Annotated in this window: 17 protein-coding genes; 1 reads left to right on the top strand and 16 read right to left on the bottom strand. The window is 65.8% G+C overall.

What is annotated here, in order from left to right; translation table 11 throughout:
* Window positions 1-41: 41 nt before the first annotated feature.
* From QTH86_RS18325 to sucC, 9 genes are all read right to left on the bottom strand, one after another.
* A complete protein-coding gene (locus QTH86_RS18325) occupies window positions 42-1940 on the bottom strand; it encodes a hypothetical protein (RefSeq protein ID WP_286647627.1) in 1899 nt (632 codons plus the stop codon).
* Window positions 1941-1983: 43 nt separating this feature from the next.
* On the bottom strand, window positions 1984-2427 hold the full coding sequence (locus QTH86_RS18320; RefSeq protein WP_286647626.1) for a pilin: 444 nt from the start codon (window positions 2425-2427) through the stop codon (window positions 1984-1986).
* Window positions 2428-2660: 233 nt separating this feature from the next.
* The gene (locus tag QTH86_RS18315) at window positions 2661-3470 is read right to left on the bottom strand and encodes a 3',5'-cyclic-nucleotide phosphodiesterase (protein ID WP_286647625.1); all 810 of its coding nucleotides are present in this window, start codon (window positions 3468-3470) and stop codon (window positions 2661-2663) included.
* Window positions 3471-3486: 16 nt separating this feature from the next.
* Complete coding sequence (locus QTH86_RS18310) at window positions 3487-5757, bottom strand: CHASE2 domain-containing protein (RefSeq protein ID WP_286647624.1); 2271 nt, start codon at window positions 5755-5757, stop codon at window positions 3487-3489.
* 36 nt (window positions 5758-5793) lie between these two features.
* Entirely contained in the window at window positions 5794-6447 is a 654-nt protein-coding gene (locus QTH86_RS18305; RefSeq protein ID WP_286647623.1) for an FHA domain-containing protein, read from the bottom strand.
* A gap of 64 nt (window positions 6448-6511) precedes the next feature.
* Window positions 6512-7327: a Stp1/IreP family PP2C-type Ser/Thr phosphatase gene (locus QTH86_RS18300; RefSeq protein ID WP_286647622.1), complete on the bottom strand. Its 816-nt coding sequence runs from the start codon at window positions 7325-7327 to the stop codon at window positions 6512-6514.
* Window positions 7328-7359: 32 nt separating this feature from the next.
* Window positions 7360-8046: a TerC family protein gene (locus QTH86_RS18295; protein WP_286647621.1), complete on the bottom strand. Its 687-nt coding sequence runs from the start codon at window positions 8044-8046 to the stop codon at window positions 7360-7362.
* Window positions 8047-8135: 89 nt separating this feature from the next.
* A complete protein-coding gene (gene sucD, locus QTH86_RS18290; protein ID WP_286647620.1) occupies window positions 8136-9029 on the bottom strand; it encodes a succinate--CoA ligase subunit alpha in 894 nt (297 codons plus the stop codon).
* A gap of 10 nt (window positions 9030-9039) precedes the next feature.
* Window positions 9040-10203, bottom strand: a complete 1164-nt coding sequence (sucC, locus tag QTH86_RS18285) for an ADP-forming succinate--CoA ligase subunit beta (RefSeq protein ID WP_286647619.1) — start codon at window positions 10201-10203, stop codon at window positions 9040-9042.
* Window positions 10204-10378: 175 nt separating this feature from the next.
* Here sucC and argC point away from each other — a divergent pair, with 175 nt between their 5' ends.
* A complete protein-coding gene (gene argC, locus QTH86_RS18280; RefSeq protein ID WP_286647618.1) occupies window positions 10379-11302 on the top strand; it encodes an N-acetyl-gamma-glutamyl-phosphate reductase in 924 nt (307 codons plus the stop codon).
* Between the two features lie 23 nt (window positions 11303-11325).
* Here argC and QTH86_RS18275 read toward each other — a convergent pair whose 3' ends face one another.
* The 7 genes from QTH86_RS18275 to QTH86_RS18245 all read right to left on the bottom strand — a co-directional run bounded on the left by QTH86_RS18275 (window position 11326) and on the right by QTH86_RS18245 (window position 19332).
* On the bottom strand, window positions 11326-12060 hold the full coding sequence (locus QTH86_RS18275; protein ID WP_286647617.1) for a hypothetical protein: 735 nt from the start codon (window positions 12058-12060) through the stop codon (window positions 11326-11328).
* A 77-nt stretch (window positions 12061-12137) separates the two neighbouring features.
* A complete protein-coding gene (locus QTH86_RS18270) occupies window positions 12138-12956 on the bottom strand; it encodes a M55 family metallopeptidase (protein ID WP_286647616.1) in 819 nt (272 codons plus the stop codon).
* Window positions 12957-12960: 4 nt separating this feature from the next.
* Window positions 12961-13998 (bottom strand): DmpA family aminopeptidase, encoded by a 1038-nt coding sequence (locus QTH86_RS18265; RefSeq protein ID WP_286647615.1) that lies wholly within the window; start codon window positions 13996-13998, stop codon window positions 12961-12963.
* 2 nt (window positions 13999-14000) lie between these two features.
* Complete coding sequence (gene gsiD / locus QTH86_RS18260) at window positions 14001-14885, bottom strand: glutathione ABC transporter permease GsiD (protein ID WP_286647614.1); 885 nt, start codon at window positions 14883-14885, stop codon at window positions 14001-14003.
* A 10-nt stretch (window positions 14886-14895) separates the two neighbouring features.
* Window positions 14896-15816 carry a glutathione ABC transporter permease GsiC gene (gene gsiC / locus QTH86_RS18255; protein ID WP_286647613.1) on the bottom strand — a complete coding sequence of 307 codons (921 nt, stop codon included), beginning with the start codon at window positions 15814-15816 and terminating at the stop codon, window positions 14896-14898.
* A 25-nt stretch (window positions 15817-15841) separates the two neighbouring features.
* Window positions 15842-17380 (bottom strand): glutathione ABC transporter substrate-binding protein GsiB, encoded by a 1539-nt coding sequence (gsiB, locus tag QTH86_RS18250; RefSeq protein WP_286647612.1) that lies wholly within the window; start codon window positions 17378-17380, stop codon window positions 15842-15844.
* 59 nt (window positions 17381-17439) lie between these two features.
* Complete coding sequence (locus QTH86_RS18245) at window positions 17440-19332, bottom strand: dipeptide ABC transporter ATP-binding protein (protein WP_286647611.1); 1893 nt, start codon at window positions 19330-19332, stop codon at window positions 17440-17442.
* Between the last annotated feature and the right edge of the window lie 5 nt (window positions 19333-19337).

Genomic DNA, 19337 nt, shown 5'->3' with positions numbered 1-19337 from the left:
TTATTGTTTTTTTCATTTGATCATTCGATCCTTGGCATTTCTCAAGAAGGTGCTAGAGCGTTATCGGAGGATGGCGAAGCCTTTATCTGTGAGTCAATGCTTGCAAGCAATTGCTCCCATTCAGCCTGTGATGTGCCCCGTGGCAATGGGGCTTTCTCGACCGCCGTGCGTAGTCTCTTCAGGTCTGCGTAGACTGGATGTTGCTGCGCAAGAAAAACATAAAGATTGGCCATGGCGTACGTGGCCGAATGTTCGATAGCTTGCAGATAGAAATCCATGGCAATTCTTGTATTGCCTTGGTCCATGGCGACCAGCCCTATGATGGAGAGCATATTGCTGGCGATGGATCTGTGTTCCTGATAGGCCGGTCGGGCCAAGAAGGCCGCCGCGATGTCGGCGACCTGTTGTTGAGTTAGGCCGGGGCATCCGCCTTTTCTGACCAGCGCCATCAACTTCTCGACCGTGTCCGAGGCCCATCCTTCGTAAGGCTGCGTGAGAATCGCGTCTTTGGCTTGGCTCACGCGCTTGGAATGGTCTGCTTTGGGTTCCAACTCGCATGCATTGGACAGCCCAACCAAGCGTAAACCCGCGCTGTCACGGCTGTCCGTCACGAAGCGGTCAAGGTAGATCTGTGCCGCGCCCAGACCTTGCGTCCTATTGAGTTCATACGCCAGATTCATGGCAGCGCGGCCGCTGAGCGGTTGTTCCTTTGCCCAGATCTCCGCCGCCAGTTCCCTGTCGCCCCACAGTGATGTATTCATCCATGTGATGCCGCCGAGCACGACGAGGTAGATGACGAAAACGCTTCGCCAAAGGCCCGTGTTCTGCCGAAGACTCAAAAGACCAAATACCAGTCCAAACACCAGTCCAACAGCAGGCAAGTAGTTGCGGTGCGCGAAATAGAGTTCCAGCGGGACCCATCCCGACTCCATGATGTGACCGTAAAAAAACCAGGCCAACGACAAGGCAGGCAGGCGCCAGCCACGCCACCACGCAAACAACGGGCTCAGCATCAACCCGGCCCAGAGCCCCATGCCCCACAGCGTGGCAAGCGCGCCATGATTAGCGCTATAGCCGCGAAACGGGTTCAGGTCGCTTGGGCTTGGTACAAGAAGTCCCTTCACGTAGGCTAGAAGCAGGATCCCTTGGCTCGCCAAGCGCTCTGGCAGAGTGAACCCGCGCTGAAGCTCGGTGCTGCTGGCCCAGGACAAGAACGGCGCCAGCTTGGCGAGCAGGAGCACGCAACCCAGGATCAGCGCAATGGCGACAAGGCTGAGCTTCCGCTTGCCGCGAGTTGTGAGTACGCAAAGTTCAAGAATCAGGCCATAGACGACGGTGAGAGCACCGTTTTCCTTGGTTAATAACGCCAGTACACCAAAGGCGGCAAGCAATCCCAGTGCCAGCAACTGCCGCCTCCAGCTGACATCGACCGGACCCCGCACTTTGAGATAGGCAATCAGGCCCGCCAGCATGAAGGTGCTGGACAGCAAAGTCATGCGCTGAATGATGAACAGCGTGGAGGTGTTCAAGAGGGGCAATATCGCCCAGCAGAGGGCGACCAGGAACCCAATCGCAAGCTGCTTTTCATTCGCAGCGCCCAACCGTTGCGCCACCAACACGGCAAGCCAAAGGACCAACAGAGCATTGACGATGTGTAGCGCAATATTCCACAGCAGTAGCGCGTACGGTTGTGGCCACTCGTAGTGCTGCAGTGCGAATGTGACCAAAGCAAGGGGACGGCCCAGCGGCCCCGCCCTCCCTTGGCGTACCCAGTTCCAGGCCGAATCCAGCCCGGTGATCGTGTTCAGGTTAGAGAGGTTGCCCAGATCATCAAACTGGACAATGCCCGGCAAGGCTGGCGCAAACAGGAGCCAGACAACGAGCATCAACGCCACGACCGCCCCGACGGGGGCGGCCGCTGAAAAAAGAAACCCGCCCACAAGGGCGGGTTTGGCAGGCGTTAGGATCACCCGCGGGTGCCGCTTAGCTCTGGCAGGATGACGGACGGAACTTGGCCGGGATGCTGCCGTTGCAAACCCAGGTAACTTGACCCGTAGTGCCGTTATAGTGGCCTGTCAAAGTGATGGTTTTGCTCCGCGCGGTCGCGGGCAACTTGCTGCTATCGGACGACGTTGCGGTAATCACCCCGCCAGCATACCCCACGCTTGCCACGTAGTCCGACGTCTGAGTTTGAACGGAAACGCTTGCATCTGGTGGCAACTTGTTCAGATTTGCCGCTGCCTCGGACACGGCGGTGCGGGCAGACGATGCGGCAAGCATGATTTCTGACACGCGCGCGCGGCCCATGTAGTCCTGGTAAGCCGGCAGCGCCACGGCAGCCAAGATACCGATGATCGCCACAACGATCATCAACTCGATCAGGGTGAAACCCTTTTGCACGTTGCGTGCGATGGAACGACGGTTCATTACTTACTCCAGGTTGGTTGACGGGGTCCGGGTCGCTGCCCCCGGCGCGGTCTTCTCTCCGCAGCTACCGTGCCAGGGTTCTGAAGGCCAGCAACCGCCCCCTCACGTGCAGTTCTTCACGTTCTGCTTACACGAAGTGACATATTTCGTTGTTTCAAGGCTTCATGCCCTGACAAAACCTGTCACGCCTGCCGAAAGTGTCGATGACGGTCCCTTCGGCTGGGCCGTCCGACTCAGACGGTCAATACGCTGGCGGTCTGCAACCAGCGGATGTCGTGCTGCGCCACGCCGCGCGCTTGCCAGTCGGCCGTGATGGCGTCGATCTGGCTCATGATTTCGCCGGTTTCGGCCGGCTTGGTGTGGGTGATGTAGATCGGGTAGTGCCGGCCGGGGGCGATATGGGCCAGTTCGTCGACCAGGCTGGCAGGCGACAGGTGCAGGCTGCGCTCGGCCAGGGCCTTCTCGCGGTCGCTGAAGGCGGTTTCGATGACGAGGATGGCCACGTCGAGGGCGTTCACGCGGTCCCAGAAGGGTGGGTTGCGCTCGGTGTCGCCGGTGAAAACCCAGTGCGGGCCCTGGCTGGCGGCGCAGCGCACGGCGTAGCCGCAGGCGGGCACAGTATGCACGGCCGGCAGCACCTCGATGGCCTTGGGGCGGCGGCTGCCGAGCTGCAAGGTCTGGCCGATGGCGATGTCGTGGAAGCTGACGAAGGGCGCCTCGCGGCTGGGGATGCTGGCGAAATCGGGCCAGATGACGTTGTTGAAGACGTGGGCGCGCAGCGCCTCGATGGTGGCGCGCAGCGCATGCACCCGCAGGGGCTGTGCCCGGCGGGAGGCGATGGCGTCGATCATGAGCGGCAGCGCCGCGATGTGGTCGAGGTGCGAGTGCGTCAGCAGCACGTCGTCGATGCCGGCCATCTGCTCGAGCGTGAGGTCGCCGACGCCGGTGCCGGCGTCGATGAGGAGGTCGTCGTCGACCAGAAAGGATGTCGTGCGGCAGTCTTTGGCGATGGCGCCAGAACAGCCGAGCACACGCACCTGCATTGTGTAAGACCCTTGGTTACTTGGTATCGAAGCGGATTGCGCCGTCCCAGTTCGGGTCTTTGGGCTGCAATGCCATGGAGGCTAAACGCTTGGCGTAAAGCTGGTAAAGGACTTTTTTCGTATCGGCGGCCAGCAAAGGGGCCAGCAGGGTCCGCCCCTCCGCCCATTGCTGCGCGCGGTAAGCCGAAAGCACCAATGACCAGCGTTCGAGCTGTGCCCGCTGGGCCACGCCCACGTCGCCGCCACGCCCGACTGGCGTGAAGATGGCCACGGCGCGGGCCTTGCCGCGGACGTAGACCCGGTCGAGTTCCTGCCACACATAGGTAGGCACGGCCTGCCGCGTGGTCTCGGCCACCAGGATCTGCGTGCCGTAATGGCCGCTGAGGCTTTCGAGGCGCGCCGCCAGGTTGACGGCGTCGCCGACGACCGTGTAGCTGCGGCGCACGGCGGAGCCCATGTCGCCGACACTCATGACGCCGGTGTTCAGGCCGATGCCCACGCTGATCTGGGGGCGGCCGGTGCCGCGGTGGGTGAGGTTGATTTCCTGCACGGCCGCGACCATCTCGATCGCCGCCTGGACGGCCAGGGTGGCATGGTGCGGCGTGTCGACCGGCGCGCCCCAGAAGGCCATGACGCAATCGCCCATGTACTTGTCGACCGTGCCGCGGTGGACGTTGATGATCTCGGTGAGCCGGCTGAAGACGGCGTTGAGAAAGGCCTGCAGCTCGGTCGGCGCCATCGACTCGGACAGCTGCGTGAAGCCGCGCATGTCGCAGAACATCACCGTGAGTTCCTTGCTCTCGGCCCGCATGCTGTAGCGCTCGGGGCGGGCGAGCATTTCGTCGACCAGCTGCGGCGGCACATAGGTGCCGAAGAGCCGCGCCAGGCCGCGCCGCGCGCGCGCTTCCACGAAGTAGCCCCAGCTCATGTTGAGCACGAAGGCCATGGCCATCATCATCAGCGCGACCGCCAGGGGCAGCACCAGCCCGAAGCTGGCGAACAGCACGGCGTTCAGGCCGACCACCACGGTGGCCACGGCCGCACCCAGCAGCACGGCGCGCGAGGCGGGCAGCATCGACATGCCGAAAGCCAGCGTGAGCCCGGCGACAAGCAGCACCAGCACGTCGTAGCCAGGCGCGTAGTCCGGCACGAAGGGCAACCGGCCATCGAGCAGTCCGGAAATGATGTTGGCGTGCACTTCCACGCCAGGGAAGGCGGCGCCTACCGGTGTTGCGCGAAGATCCTGCAGGCCTGGCGCCGTGGCCCCGACCAGGACGATCTTGTCCTTGAACTCGGCGGGCGCGAGCTTGCCGGCCAGCACGTCCGCCGCGGCCACGTAGCGGAACGAGCCGCCGCGGGCACCACCGGGTCCGCGGTAGGGCACGAGCAGACTCGCGCTCTGGTCGACGGGCACCCGCAACTGCGGCGCTGCGGGCGCGCCCAGAACCACCGCCTCGAGCAGGACCGGCGAGTGCTGCAGGGCGTTCGGCGTGAACGCCGGCCGGACCGGCGGCGTGCCCTTCGCCAGGCGATAGACGGCCAGGGCCAGGGACTCGTAGAAGCCCGGCGTCGCCGCGTCGCCGTCATAGCGCGCGAGCAACGGCGCGGCGCGCACCACGCCGTCTTCGCTGGATTCGATCAGCACGTTGATGAAGCCGCTGGCCGGCGCCGCGGTGGCCAGCGGCGCGATGCTGCCGGCGAAACCGTTCCAGCGCGTGGCGTAGGCCTGACCGCGCGGGAAGGCCTCGGTCGATAGCACCGGTGGCGGGAGCATGCCCTTGGCATGCGGCGTGGCCGTCTGCGTGAAGTAATAGCCGAGCGACACGCGCTCCCCGGCCAGCGACTGCGCGAAGGTGACGTCGTAGTCGAGGCTCGGCGCAATGCGCTCCAGCGCCACGGTGAAGGCCGGGTTGTCCTTCAGCGCGCCCTCGGCCAAGTCGCGAAGGGTCGCGAGACCGGAGCTGCCATCGGCTTCGACGAAGAGCACGTCATAGCCGAGCACCGCCGCCTGCTGCCGGCTCATGAGTTCCTCGGTCAGGCGCGCCAGCTTGTCGCGGCTCCACGGCCACTGGCCCAGTTGCTGGAGACTCGGGTCGTCGATGTCGACGATGACGATGCGGGGGTCGAGCGTGCGCGGCATGGTGAGCCGCAGCCGCGCGTCGTAGATGAAGTTGTCGAAGGGTTCGACGAAGGGGGAACGCCACGCGCCCGTCGCATGGGCCAGGGCCATGACCACGGGAACCAGCGTGATGAGGATCCGCAGCCAGTGCTGGCGCAGCGCTTTCATGGCGCGCAGCGCCGATCTCGGTGGAGCCGCGCCGCCTCAGGCGTGGACGAACTGCATGCGCGTGCCGCCCAGCTCGAGCACGTCGCCATCCTGCAGGGCGACGGCCTCGTTGCCCAGCAGTTCGCCGTTGAGCATGGTGCCGCCGTCGATCGGGGCGACCACATAGCCGTGCAGGCGCCGCGTGACGGCAGCGACCGCCACACCCGGCTTGCCGATGGTGGTGACGACTTTTTCCAGGGACATTTCACGTCCGGCGCCGACGCCGGAGAGCACGCGGATGGCCGCTGCAGCGACCGGTCCGCCCAGCGGCGACGACACGGTGGGCGCGCTCGACAGGGGAATGGGCCCGGAGACGATGGGCGGGCCGACGCGCACCGGGCCGCTCGCGACTGCGCCCGGCTCGCCGCCGGCCAGGTAGCGGATCTTGTACTTGCCGACCTCGATGACGTCGTTGTTCTCCAGCGCCTGCTTCTTGATGGCGCGGGCATTGACATACGTGCCGTTGGTGCTGTTGAGGTCTTCAAGGTAGACGTCGCCGCCGATCATGTGCAGCACGGCATGCTCGCCGCTGATCGCCAGATTGTCGATCACGATGTCGTTGTAAGGCCGCCGGCCCAGCGTGGTCCGGTCCTTCGCGAGCGTCACTTCTTTGATGACAACCCCATCGATCGAAACGATCATTTTCGGCATGGCCGACTCCTGAACTGCGTGTTTGTATCAGCGGGCCCTGCGGAACGTCGGATTCCTGGACCTCTCAACCCGGGCTGCTTGGCGCCGATTGTTCACCGGCTGCGCGAGCAAGGACGACCGAAATATTGTCCCTGCCGCCATTGTCGTTCGCGGCTGCAACCAAAAGTAGTGCTTTCTGCGATAAGTCGCAGTTTTGTAACAGAAGCGTGCAAATCTCCCCGTCGCTCACCATCTCGCTCAGGCCATCGGAGCACAGCAGGTACAGGTCACCAACCTGGGCCTCGTGGTCGTGCGTCTCCAGGTCGACCGAGGGCTCGATGCCCAGCGCGCGGGTCACCAGATTGCGGTGTGGCGACTGCGCCGCCTGCGCCAGCGTGATGAGCCCGGCATCCAGTTGCTCCTGCAGCAGCGAGTGATCGCGGGTCAGCAGGTCGAGCCGACCGTCCCGCAGCCGGTAGCAGCGCGAGTCGCCGATGTGGCCGACCACCACCCGCTGCGGCCCGAAGGCGCCCAGCACCAGCGTCGTGCCCATGCCCTGAAGTTGCATGTTTGCAACGCCGGCTTCCAGGATCGCGGCGTTGGCCTCGTCCGTGCCGGCCTGCAGGGCGCGCTTGATGGCGCGCACGTGCGCGTCGACGCCGGCATGCGCCAGCCAGCGCCCGAAGCTGGCCTGCAGCAGGGCGATCGCCATGCCGCTGGCCACTTCGCCGCCGTTGTAGCCGCCCATGCCGTCGGCCAGGATGGCCAGGCCGAGCGAGGCATCGAAGGCGATCGCGTCCTCGTTGTTGGTGCGCACCCGGCCCGCGTCGGTGAGCGCCGCGAAATCCCATGACCGGATGCTGTCCTGGAGGGACGAAGGAGTGGGATCGGGGCGGTTCATGAAGGGCTACGACAAGGGGCGCGGGCGGTGCGTCAGTGTGCAGGCCCGTGGGCAGCGCGGCGCCCGAGCCAGCGCCCGACGAACACCACGAAAGCGGCGCCGGCAGCCGCCGCCGCATAGTGGAGCCACGGGTTGGCGGCCAGCACATCGCGCAGGAAGACATCGCTGACGATGGTCTCGCCACCGACCCAGCCGATGAGTGCCGCACCGAGCATCACGATGATGGGGAAACGTTCCATCAGCTTAATCATGAGCGTGCTGCCGAAAATCACCAAGGGAATGCTGATGGCCAGGCCCAGGATCAGCAGCGTGGTGTCGCCTTGTGCCGCGGCCGCCACAGCGATCACGTTGTCCAGGCTCATCACCAGGTCGGCGATCAGGATGGTGCGAACGGCGGCCATGAGGCTGCCGTATTCCTTGCTCTCGCCTTCGCCCTCTTCCTCGTCGCCCAGCAGTTGCAGGCCGATCCACAGCAGCAGCAGGCCGCCGACGACCTGCAGGAAGGGCAGCGCGAGCAGCTTGGCCGCCACCACGGTCAGCACGATGCGCAGCACCACGGCCGCACCCGAGCCGAAGAGCACGGCTTTTTTCTGCTGCGCGGGCGGCAGCGAGCGGGCGGCCAGCGCGATCACCACCGCGTTGTCGCCCGAAAGAATGATGTTGATCCAGACAATCTTGATCAGGCCGATCCAGAAGTCGGCGCTTTGAAGGAGTTCCATGTCTCTATTCCACTGTTATGTATAGAAAAAGCGCCCGCAATATGGATTGCGAGCGCTCTTCGTTTGTGTGTGGCGATGGGACGCGAGTCTTACAGCTTGGCCTTGAGCAGCTTGGCCAGTTCCGAGAAGTTGCGCGTCACGGTGAAGCCCGACTCTTCCATGATGGCGAGCTTGGCATCGGCCGTGTCGGCACCGCCCGAGATCAGCGCGCCGGCGTGGCCCATGCGCTTGCCCGGAGGCGCCGTGACACCGGCGATGAAGCCGACGACCGGCTTCTTCATGTTCAGCTTGCACCAGCGGGCCGCGTCGGCTTCGTCCGGGCCGCCGATTTCGCCGATCATGATGACCGCGTCGGTGTCCGGATCGTCGTTGAAGGCCTTCATCACGTCGATGTGCTTCAGGCCATTGATCGGGTCACCGCCGATGCCCACGGCCGACGATTGGCCCAGGCCGATTTCGGTCAGTTGCGCCACGGCTTCATAGGTCAGCGTGCCCGAGCGCGAGACCACGCCGATGCGACCCTTGCGGTGGATGTGGCCGGGCATGATGCCGATCTTGATTTCGTCGGGCGTGATCAGGCCGGGGCAGTTCGGGCCGAGCAGCAGCGTTTTCTTGCCGCCGGCGGCTTCCTTGGCCTTCATCTTGTTGCGCACTTCGAGCATGTCCTTGACCGGAATGCCTTCGGTGATGCAGATCGCCATGTCCAGGTCGGCTTCGACGGCTTCCCAGATGGCGGCCGCGGCGCCCGGAGGCGGCACGTAGATCACCGACACGGTCGCGCCGGTCTGCGAGGCGGCTTCCTTGACCGAGCCGAAAATTGGAATGCCGAAGATCGACTCGCCGGCCTTCTTCGGGTTCACGCCGGCGACGAAGGCGTTCTTGCCGTTCGCGTATTCCTGGCACTTTTCCGTGTGGAACTGCCCGGTCTTGCCGGTGATGCCTTGGGTGATGACCTTGGTGTCTTTGTTGATGTAGATCGACATGACTTGTTCCTTACTTGGCGACTGCCGCAACCACTTTTTGGGCCGCGTCGGCCATCGTGTCGGCGCTGATGATGGGCAGGCCCGAATCGGCCAGCATCTTCTTGCCTTCGACTTCGTTCGTGCCCTTCATGCGCACGACCAGCGGCACGGAGAGGTTCACGGCCTTGCAGGCTGCGATCACGCCGGTGGCGATGGTGTCGCACTTCATGATGCCGCCGAAGATGTTGACCAGGATGCCCTTGACGTTCTTGTTCTTGAGCATGATCTTGAAGGCTTCGGTCACCTTCTCGGGGGTGGCACCGCCGCCCACGTCCAGGAAGTTGGCCGGCTCGCCGCCGAACAGCTTGATGGTGTCCATGGTGGCCATGGCCAGGCCGGCGCCGTTCACCAGGCAGCCGATGTTGCCGTCGAGCGAGATGTAGGCGAGGTCGAACTTCGAGGCTTCGACTTCGGCCGGGTCTTCTTCGTCGAGGTCGCGCAGGGCGACGATCTCGGGGTGGCGGAACAGCGCGTTCGGGTCGAAGTTGAACTTCGCGTCCAGGGCCATCACGTTGCCCTTGCTGTCACGGTTGAGCGGGTTGATCTCGACCAGCGAGGCATCCGTCTCCATGTAGCAGGTGTAGAGCTTCTTGAGGATGTCGACCGTCTGCGCGGTCGAATCGGCCGGCATGCCGATGCCGTCGGAAATTTCCTTGGCTTGCGCGTCGGTCAGGCCCAGCAGCGGGTCGGCGAAGACCGTGATGATCTTCTCGGGCGACGAATGCGCCACTTCCTCGATGTCCATGCCGCCTTCGCTCGACGCGATGAACGCGACCTTCTGGGTCGCGCGGTCGGTCACGGCGGAAATGTAGTATTCCTTGTTGATGTCGGCGCCGTCTTCGATGTACAGGCGACGGACCTTCTGGCCGTCGGGGCCGGTCTGGTGCGTGACGAGCTGCATGCCGAGGATCTCGCCGGCGAGCTTCTTCACGTCTTCGATGCTCTTGGCGACCTTGACGCCGCCGCCCTTGCCGCGGCCGCCCGCGTGGATCTGGGCCTTGACCACCCACACGGGGCCGCCAAGTTTCTGGGCGGCCTCGACCGCCTCCTGGACCGTGTATGCCGGAATGCCGCGCGGCACGGGCACGCCGAACTTGGCAAGAATTTCCTTGCCTTGGTACTCGTGAATCTTCATGAGGTGTCTCTCGGAACGGAGGTTGAAAACAGGAGAGGGATTTGGCTGTTGTTCACGGGCCACGGCGCACCGGAGGGCGGGGGCGGGAACAACAGGCGACTGTATCATGGTGCGCCGCACCAACGGCGCGCGTGCGCCTGCGGTCATCACGTAGCCCTCAATCGGTAAAAACACCATGGCCAAGGTCTTCATCGACGGCGAAGCCGGCACCACCGGCCTGCAGATTCGCGAGCGTCTCGCGAAGATGCCCCAGATCGAACTCGTCAGCATCGCGCCCGCGCTGCGAAAAGACGCGAACGCCAAGCGTGACCTGATGGCCGGTGTCGACCTCGTCATCCTCTGCCTGCACGACGACGCGGCCATCGAATCCGTCGCGCTCATCGACCAGCTGCCGGGCAAGAAGCCCAAGATCATCGACGCCTCGACGGCGCACCGCACCCACCCCGACTGGGTCTTCGGCTTCCCCGAGCTGGTCGAAGGCCACTGGCAGGCGGTCGCGAAGGCCCAGCGCGTGGGCAACCCCGGCTGCTACGCCACCGGCGCCATCGCCATCGTTCGCCCCCTGGTCGATGCCGGCTTGCTGCCCAAGGATTTCCCGATCGCCCTGCCCTCGGTCAGTGGCTATTCGGGCGGCGGCCGCACCATGATCGAGGCTTACGAGAAGGGTGAAGCGCCACCCTACGAAACGTACGCGCTCGGGCTCAAGCACAAGCACATCCCGGAGATCATGAAGTTCACCGGTCTCACGCGCCGGCCGATCTTCATCCCGTCGGTGGGCAACTTCAAGCAAGGCATGCTGGTGCAGTTGCCGCTGCATCTCGACGACCTGCCGGGCAAGCCCAAGGCCGGCGACCTGCACGACGTGCTGGCTGCGCACTATGCGCAGAGCAACACGCCGGACAAGTTCGTCACGGTGCTGCCGCCCACGCCGGACGGCAAGCTCGAGCCCACGGCGCTGAACGACACCAACCAGCTCGAGCTGCGGGTGTTCCCGAACGAGGACCATCGCCATGCCGTGGTGATCGCTCGGCTCGACAACCTGGGCAAGGGCGCCAGCGGCGCGGCGGTGCAGAACCTGAAGCTGATGCTCGGGCTCTGAGCCCCTCGTTCAGTTCAGTCGACTCACCACACCAGCCAGAGACCGATGCCGAGCAGCGCGGCATGCGCTGCGAAGGCGATATAGAGCGGCGTGCGCGAGGGCGCGCCCAGGTCGTTCAGCGTCTCGGCAATGCGGCGTGTGAGCAGTTCGCGCAGCGCCGGATCCGTCGGCTTGTCGACGCCGGGCGGCGTGGGCTGGTCGGGCATGTCGGCGCGCGCCTGCTGCCACTCGGCCAACATCTCGGACAGAGGCAAACGCTTCAGCACGAACGCGATCACGGCGCGGACCGCACGGCCTTTGCCAAGCATCGGCGCCACCTGACTGCAGAGCTGGTCGACCGACAGCCAATCGGCGGTGCGTTGGAGCGCACCGTGCGTGCGCGGCATCGCTTCGATGCGGCTGGCGATCGCGATGGCCAGCCGCTGCGACATCGCATCGCCGTGGTCGGCCGCCACCTTGTGCAAGGCTTTGCGACGACCGTGCGCGACGCCGACCATCACGTAAAGCGGCATGAAGAAGAGCAGCAGCGTGGCCACCAGCAAGGTGGGCGACACGAGCAGCGCCAGCGTGGCACCGGCGCCACCCGCGCGCGCAGCAGGCGCGCCCGGTCCGCTCAGTTGCGTGACGTAGAACGCGAACACACCGCCGCCCAGCACGAAGGCGAGCACGAGGCCCTGGATGACCGAGACGGCAAAAGCGGCACCGGCTTTCAGCCCGGTGCGCGCGATGGACGGCGCGGTGGTGGAATTCGATGGCATGACAGTCCTCCCTGTTGGCCAGGGCCCGCATGCGTGGCGGCCCCGATATGGGTCCGGATCATGCCATTCGCGTGGGGCTACCGCAGCATGGCCGACATCGCAGAGCAGCAATTGAGCATTCGTACCGCCGCCTCGACCGAAGGCGCGCCGAAGCGCAGTTCGACCGGCGTGACGCGCTCGAAGGTGGGCCACTGGCAGAACAGGTCGGCCAGCGCCGGTGTCTGCGTGCGCAGCGTCACGCGCAGCGGCGTCGGCCACACGAGCGGCTTGACGGCCCCGCGCGCTGCGATCGCGGCGACCACGCCCGCACGGATCGCTGCACACGACTGCGCCGGTGACAACGAGATGCCGCTGGTCTGCCCCGTCGCACGCTTGGTCTGCACGAAGGTCACCCACGGAAACAGCGGACGCGTTTCTTCGATGAACAGGTCGTCGCCGCTCGCCATCAGCACCGGCGCACCGTACGCGCCCGCCAGCGCCCCGTAGAGGCCGGCCTCGCTCATCGGCTGGCCGTCGAACTCGATGGCCGCGAAGGCAAAGCTGTTGATGGTGTGGGCCAGGATGCCGGCACCTTGCGCGCGCGCGTGGTAGCCCACCATGCAGACGCCGTCCATGCCCAGCTCGACGCCCGCCACCATGCTGAGGTAGCGCGGCTTGCCCTGGATCGCCTGGGCGCGCGGGTCGAGCAGGTCGGGCAGCAGGTTGCGGAAGTCGCCGTGCGAGTCGTTCACGTAGACCTCGGTCGCACCACCGTCGAAGGCGCCGGCGATGGCGGCGTTGGCCTCCTCGGTCATCCAGCGGCGGGCACGTTCGTACTCGCCGTTGCCTGCGCGCGTCTGCTGCGGGTGGTAGACGCCGGCCACGCCTTCGATGTCGGTAGAGATCAGGATTTTCATAGGGTCAGTTCGTGGGAAGCGGCAGCACATCGCGCAGCGCGCGCCGCACATGGCCGTCGCGGCCGGTGACGGTTTGGGCGCGCCACAGCGCATGCAGGATCGCCTGTTCGGTGCTGTCGGCCGCGGCCTGGAAGAGCGGGTCGAGCAGCGCATCGTGCAGCAGCGCGACCGCGGGCATGGGCGCGTCGGCGCGCTGCGGCAGCGTGTAGGCGGTCGAGAAGGCCAGCGCGATGTCGCCGCTGCCGTGGCCGAAGACCGAGCCGGTGCGTGCGAGCCCCGCCCCGGCGCGCAACGCGAGGCGGCGCAGCTGGCGCGCATCGAGCGGCGCATCGGTGGCGAGCAGCATGATGATCGAGCCCTTCTCGGGGCCGGCGTCCAGCGCGCCGAGGGCGTCCGCAAGGCGCGGGCCCCACGCGTCGCCGGCCACCGCCAGTTGTTCGGGCCGGCCGTAGTTCGCCAGCACCAGCGCGCCCACGGTGAAGGGGGTTGCGCCGATCGTCAAGCACCGCGAGGCACTGCCCACGCCGCCTTTGAGGCCGAAGCTGGACATGCCGCGCCCTGCGCCGATCGCGCCTTGCGCGAAGACCTTGCCCGCGCCAGACCAGGCTCGCAGGTAGTCGGCCTCGGTCACCGCCATGCGCTGGATGTCGTTGAGGTAGCCGTCGTTGCATTCGAAGACGAGCGGGTTCACCGTCGGCAGCGTGCGGCCGCATTCAGGGTTTACTGCGACGCAGTGGCGGATCTGTGCTGCCGCCACGGCGGGCACCGAGAAGGTGTTGGTCAGCGCAATCGGCGTTTCGAGCACGCCGAGTTCCTCGACCTGCACCAGCCCCACGCTCTTGCCGAAACCGTTGAGCACCGCGAAGCCGGCCGGCACGCGCTGCCGGTAGGGGTCACCGCCATGCGGGCGCACCACGGTCACGCCCGTCTGCACCTCACCCTCGTCGAGCGTCGCATGGCCGACGGTCACGCCCTCCACATCGGTGATCGCATCGCGCGCACCCGAAGGCAGGAGGCCGATGCGCGGGACCGGGAGGGCCATGGCTACAGCCGATCGATCTTCGGATCGAGCGCGTCGCGCAGACCGTCGCCCAGCAGGTTGAAGGCCAGCACCGTGAAGAAGATCGCGAACGACGGGAACAGCGCCACATGTGGTGCGTTGACCATGTCGGCACGCGCCTCGTTGAGCATCGCGCCCCACTCGGGCGTCGGCGGCTGCGCGCCGAGGCCGAGGAAGGACAGGCTCGCCGCCGTGATGATCGAGGTGCCCAGCCGCATCGTGAAGTACACGACGATGGCCGAGATGGTGCCCGGCAGGATGTGCCGCAGCAGGATGGTCCGGTCGCTCGCGCCGATGCTCTGCGTGGCCTCGATGTAGGTCAGGTTCTTCAGCACCAGCGTGTTGCCGCGCACCAGGCGCGCGAAGGCCGGCACGCTGAAGACCGACACCGCGATCACCACGTTGACCATGCCGCTGCCGAGAATCGCCACCACGCCCAGCGCGAGCAGCACGCCCGGGAAGGCGAAGAGCACGTCGGAGATGCGCATGACGATGCGGTCCCACCAGCCGCCGTAGTAGCCGGCCAGGAGGCCGAACACGGTACCGATGATGGCACCCAGCACCACCGAGAAGAAGCCGGCCGCCAGCGAGATGCGCGTGCCCATCAGGATGCGGCTGAAGATGTCGCGGCCCAGCGGGTCGACGCCGAACCAGTGCACCAGCGACGGGCCCTGGTTGATGCGGTCGTAGTCGAAGAAGTTCTCGGCGTCGTAGGGCGCGATCCATGGCGCGAGCACCGCGACCCCCACCAGCAGCACCACGAAGATCAGCGCGCCGAAGGCGACGTGCTGCATGCGGAACTTGCGCCAGAACTCGCGCCAGGGCGTGCGCACCGTGTTGTCTGCAGCGACCGTGGAAGAAGTCGTCATGGTCGTGGCTTCACTTGTAGCGGATGGTCGGGTTGATAAAGCCATACAGCACGTCGACCACGAGGTTGATCAGGATGAACTCGAGCGAGAAGAGCAGCACCAGCGTCTGGATGATGGGGTAGTCGCGCATCTCGATCGCGTCGACCAGCAGGCGGCCCAGCCCCGGCCAGTTGAAGACGGCCTCGACCACGATCGAGCCGCCCAGCAGGAAGCCGAACTGCAGGCCCATCATGGTCACCACAGGAATCAGCGCATTGCGCAGGCAGTGCTTGAGCACCACCCACTTTTCGGACACGCCCTTGGCGCGCGCGGTGCGCACGAAGTCTTCCTGGATCACCTCGATGAAGGATGAGCGCGTGAAGCGCGCCATCACGGCCGCGACGGCAGCCCCCAGCGTGAGCGAGGGCAGGATGTAGTGGCGCCACGAATCGGCACCGACGGTGGGCAGCCAGCCCAGCTGCACCGAGAACACCTGCATCAGCAGCATGCCCAGCGCAAAGGCGGGAAAGGAGATGCCCGAGACCGCCAGCGTCATGCCGATGCGGTCGGGCCATTGGTTTCGGTACACGGCCGAGACGATGCCGATGACCATGCCGAAGATCACCGCCCAGACCATGCTGGTGATGGTGAGCATCAGCGTCGGCATGAAGCGCTCGGCGATCTCGGTCGACACCGGGCGCTTGGAGCGCAGCGAATGGCCGAAATCGCCCTGCACGATGTTCACGAAGAAGTTGAGGAACTGCTGGGGCATGGGCTTGTCGAGCCCCAGGTCCTGGCGCACCAGTTCGACCGTCTCGGGGCTGGCGTCGACGCCCGCCGCGAGCCGCGCCGGATCGCCCGGCAGCATGTGGACGAACAGGAACACCAGCACCGCGACGATGAGGAGCGTCGGCAGCAGACCCAGCAGGCGCTTGAGGATGTAGGAAGTCATCGTCGCGGAAACTGCGTGGACGCGTTTACTTCAGTTCGACGTCGTCGAAGTTGAAGCTGCCATCGGGAATGACGTAGAAGCCGGCCAGGTTGCGCGCGCGCACCGACAGCAATTGCTCCGTCACCAGGAAGGCCCAGGGTGCGTCCTTCCAGATGCGTTGCTGCACGTCGGCATAGACCTTGGCCTTGGCGACCGGGTCGGTCGTGACCAGTGCCTTTTTGATGCCGGCGTCGACGTCGTCGTTCTTGTAGTACGCGGTGTTGAAGAGCTTCGGCGGGAACGATTCCGACGCCAGCAGCGGACGCAGCGCCCAGTCGGCTTCACCGGTCGACGACGACCAGCCCACGTAGTACATGCGCACCGGTGCGGTGGCCGGGTCTTGCGCGCTTTCGACGCGTTCGACGCGCTGGCCGGCTTCCAGCGCCTGCACCTGCACCTTGATGCCGACCTGGCCCAGTTGCTGCTGCACGAACTGGATCACCTTCTGCGCGGTCGTGTAGTTGTAGGCCGACCAGAGGATGCTCTCGAAGCCGTTGGGGTAACCGGCTTCCTTCAGCAGTTCCTTTGCCTTGGTCGGGTTGTAGGGCCACGGGCCCAGCTTGACCGCGCCGTCGACGCCCTTGGGCAGCACGCCTTCGGCCGGGATCGCATAGCCCGAGAAGGCCACCTTGACCAGCGCTTCCTTGTTGATCGCGTAGTTGATGGCTTCGCGCACCTTCGGGTTGTCGAAGGGCTTCTGCTGCGTGTTGAACGAGATGTAGCGCTGGATGATCGACGGCGCGGCCGTGACTTCCAGGCTGGGCTTGCCCTGCAGGTTCTGTGCCGCCTCGGGCGGCATCGGGAAGGCGAAGTGCGCCTCGTTGGTCTGCATCATCGCGGCGCGCGTGTTGTTGTCCACCACGGGGCGCCAGGTGATCGAGTCGACCTTCGGGTAGCCCTTGCGCCAGTAGCCGTCGAACTTGGCGACCTTCAGGTAGTCGGTCGACTTCCATTCGACGAACTTGAACGGGCCGGTACCGACCGGGTTCTGCGCGATGCCCTTGCTGCCGAACTTGGCGAGCGCCGCCGGCGAGATGATCACGGCCGACGGATGCGCCAGCGTGTTCATGAACGGCGAGAAGGGCTCGGTGAGCGTGAACTTGACCGTGGTCGCGTCGACCGCCTCGGTCTTGGCGATGTTCTTGTAGAGGTTGTAGCGCTTGAGCTTGTTGTCGGCGTTGGTCACGCGGTCGAAGGTGGCCTTCACCGCTTCGGCGTTGAAGTCGGTGCCGTCATGGAACTTGACGCCGCTGCGCAGCTTGATCGTATAGACCAGGCCGTCCTTGCTGACCGTGTAGCCGGTGGCGAGCACCGGCACCATCTTCATGTCCTTGTCGAAGCCGTAGAGGCCTTGGTAGAAGGACTTGGCGACGGCCTGCGACAGCGTGTCGTTCGCGTCGTACGGGTCGGTCGTCGTGAAGTTCGACTGCACCGCGACCACGATGTCCTTGGCGGCGTGGGCGGACAGTGCGACGCCGGCCAGGGCCAGCGCGCCTGCGATGCGGGAAAGGCGTTTGTTGAACATGGCGAAGACTCCTTTGAAGTCGGTTGGGGTAGGGATCAGAAAAAGGAAAGGGGGACGGTTCAGACGACCGGATGCAGCGCGACGAAGTGGCCGGGGCCGACCTCGACCAGCGGCTGCACGTCGGGCTCGTAGCCCACCGGATGCACCGGGCTCGGGATCTCGCCCTTCTGCAGCGTGCGGCCGATGTGGCGCCGCGTCGGGTCGGCCACCGGCACCGCGGCCATCAGGCGCTTGGTGTAGGCGTGCTGCGGGTTCTCGAAGATCGCGCGGCGCGGGCCGATCTCGACGATCTGACCGAGGTACATCACGGCCACGCGGTGGCTCACGCGCTCGACCACGGCCATGTCGTGCGAGATGAAGAGGAAGGCCACGCCCAGCTCGCGCTGCAGGTCGAGCAGCAGGTTGACGATCTGCGCCTGGATCGAGACGTCCAGCGCCGACACCGATTCGTCGGCCACCACGACCTTGGGGTTGAGCGCGAGCGCGCGGGCAATGGCGATGCGCTGCCGCTGGCCGCCGGAGAACTCGTGCGGATAACGCTGCGCATGGTCGGCCGGCAGCCCGACCTTCTCGAGCAGCCAGCGCACGCGCGCCTGCGCCTCGTCGCCGCTGGCGATGCCGTGCACCAGCAGCGGCTCCATGATCGAGTAGCCCACCGTCACGCGCGGGTCGAGCGAGGCGAACGGGTCCTGGAAGATGAACTGGATGTCGCGGCGCAGGGCCTGCACGTCCTTCTTGGGCAGCTCGAGGATGTTGCGGCCGTTGAACTCGATGGCGCCGCGCTGGCTCTCGACCAGGCGCAGCAGCGAGCGTCCGGTGGTCGATTTGCCGCAGCCCGATTCGCCGACCAGCGCCAGCGTCTCGCCCGCATGCAGGTCGAAGCTGAGCTTCTCCACCGCATGCACGCGGCGCGTGACGCGGCCGAGGAGGCCGCTGCGCAGGTCGAAGCGCGTGACCAGGTCCTTCACGCGCAGGATGGGCGGCTGGTCGGCGCGCACCGTGTCCTGCGGCACGGTGGCTACCGGTGCCGCGTCGCCATCGACCCGCAGCAGCTCGAACTTGGCCGGCAGGTCGGTGCCGCGCATCGCGCCGAGCTGCGGCACGGCCGACAACAGGGCGCGCGTGTAGGCGTGGCGCGGCTGGGCGAAGACGGCTTCCGACGGGCCGGCCTCGACCTTGTCGCCGCGGTACATCACGAGCACGCGGTCGGCCACCTCGGCCACCACGCCCATGTCGTGCGTGATGAAGAGCACGCCCATCTGCATCTCGGTCTGCAGCTCGCGGATGAGCTGGAGGATCTGCGCCTGGATGGTCACGTCGAGCGCGGTGGTGGGCTCGTCGGCGATCAGCAGCGACGGCTTGCACGACAGCGCCATCGCGATCATCACGCGCTGGCGCATGCCGCCCGAGAGCTGGTGCGGGAAGCGGTCGAGCACGTTCTTCGCCTCGGGGATGCGCACGAGTTCGAGCATGCGCAGCGCCTCGGCGCGTGCCGCGGTGCGGTCCTTGGCCTGATGGATCGCGATGGCCTCGGCGATCTGGTCGCCGGCGGTGAACACCGGGTTCAGCGAGGTCATCGGCTCCTGGAAGATCATCGCGATGTCGGCGCCTCGGATGCCGCGCATCGTGGCGTCGGGCGCGCGCGCCAGGTCGAGCACCTGGCCGTTGCGGCGGCGGAAGGCCATGCGGCCGTTGATGATCCGGCCGCCGCCGTATTCCACCAACCGCATCAGTGCGAGCGAGGTCACCGACTTGCCCGATCCCGATTCGCCGACGATGGCCAGCGTCTCGCCACGTTCGACGTGGAAGGACAAGTGGCGCACCGCGTCCACCACGCGCTCCGAGGTCGAGAAGCGGACGGTGAGGTCGTCGACCGCCAGCACCTGGCTGTCGGGCAGGGTCGGCGCGGAAGCGGATACAGCGGGCGGTGGTGCGGTAAGGACGGCAGACATGGCGA

This window comes from Variovorax sp. J2L1-78, from assembly GCF_030317205.1.
Lineage (GTDB): Bacteria > Pseudomonadota > Gammaproteobacteria > Burkholderiales > Burkholderiaceae_C > Variovorax > Variovorax arabinosiphilus.
The sequence above is the reverse complement of the archived record's forward strand: the minus strand, read 5'-3'. Positions and strand labels throughout refer to the sequence as shown.

What these genes read in the sequence shown, in the direction of transcription:
- QTH86_RS18320 (WP_286647626.1), bottom strand. Translation starts at nt 2,427, where the DNA reads ATGAACCGTCGTTCCATCGCACGCAACGTGCAAAAGGGTTTCACCCTG.
- QTH86_RS18315 (WP_286647625.1), bottom strand. Translation starts at nt 3,470, where the DNA reads ATGCAGGTGCGTGTGCTCGGCTGTTCTGGCGCCATCGCCAAAGACTGC.
- QTH86_RS18310 (WP_286647624.1), bottom strand. Translation starts at nt 5,757, where the DNA reads ATGAAAGCGCTGCGCCAGCACTGGCTGCGGATCCTCATCACGCTGGTT.
- QTH86_RS18305 (WP_286647623.1), bottom strand. Translation starts at nt 6,447, where the DNA reads ATGCCGAAAATGATCGTTTCGATCGATGGGGTTGTCATCAAAGAAGTG.
- QTH86_RS18300 (WP_286647622.1), bottom strand. Translation starts at nt 7,327, where the DNA reads ATGAACCGCCCCGATCCCACTCCTTCGTCCCTCCAGGACAGCATCCGG.
- QTH86_RS18295 (WP_286647621.1), bottom strand. Translation starts at nt 8,046, where the DNA reads ATGGAACTCCTTCAAAGCGCCGACTTCTGGATCGGCCTGATCAAGATT.
- sucD (WP_286647620.1), bottom strand. Translation starts at nt 9,029, where the DNA reads ATGTCGATCTACATCAACAAAGACACCAAGGTCATCACCCAAGGCATC.
- sucC (WP_286647619.1), bottom strand. Translation starts at nt 10,203, where the DNA reads ATGAAGATTCACGAGTACCAAGGCAAGGAAATTCTTGCCAAGTTCGGC.
- argC (WP_286647618.1), top strand. Translation starts at nt 10,379, where the DNA reads ATGGCCAAGGTCTTCATCGACGGCGAAGCCGGCACCACCGGCCTGCAG.
- QTH86_RS18275 (WP_286647617.1), bottom strand. Translation starts at nt 12,060, where the DNA reads ATGCCATCGAATTCCACCACCGCGCCGTCCATCGCGCGCACCGGGCTG.
- QTH86_RS18270 (WP_286647616.1), bottom strand. Translation starts at nt 12,956, where the DNA reads ATGAAAATCCTGATCTCTACCGACATCGAAGGCGTGGCCGGCGTCTAC.
- QTH86_RS18265 (WP_286647615.1), bottom strand. Translation starts at nt 13,998, where the DNA reads ATGGCCCTCCCGGTCCCGCGCATCGGCCTCCTGCCTTCGGGTGCGCGC.
- gsiD (WP_286647614.1), bottom strand. Translation starts at nt 14,885, where the DNA reads ATGACGACTTCTTCCACGGTCGCTGCAGACAACACGGTGCGCACGCCC.
- gsiC (WP_286647613.1), bottom strand. Translation starts at nt 15,816, where the DNA reads ATGACTTCCTACATCCTCAAGCGCCTGCTGGGTCTGCTGCCGACGCTC.
- gsiB (WP_286647612.1), bottom strand. Translation starts at nt 17,380, where the DNA reads ATGTTCAACAAACGCCTTTCCCGCATCGCAGGCGCGCTGGCCCTGGCC.
- QTH86_RS18245 (WP_286647611.1), bottom strand. Translation starts at nt 19,332, where the DNA reads ATGTCTGCCGTCCTTACCGCACCACCGCCCGCTGTATCCGCTTCCGCG.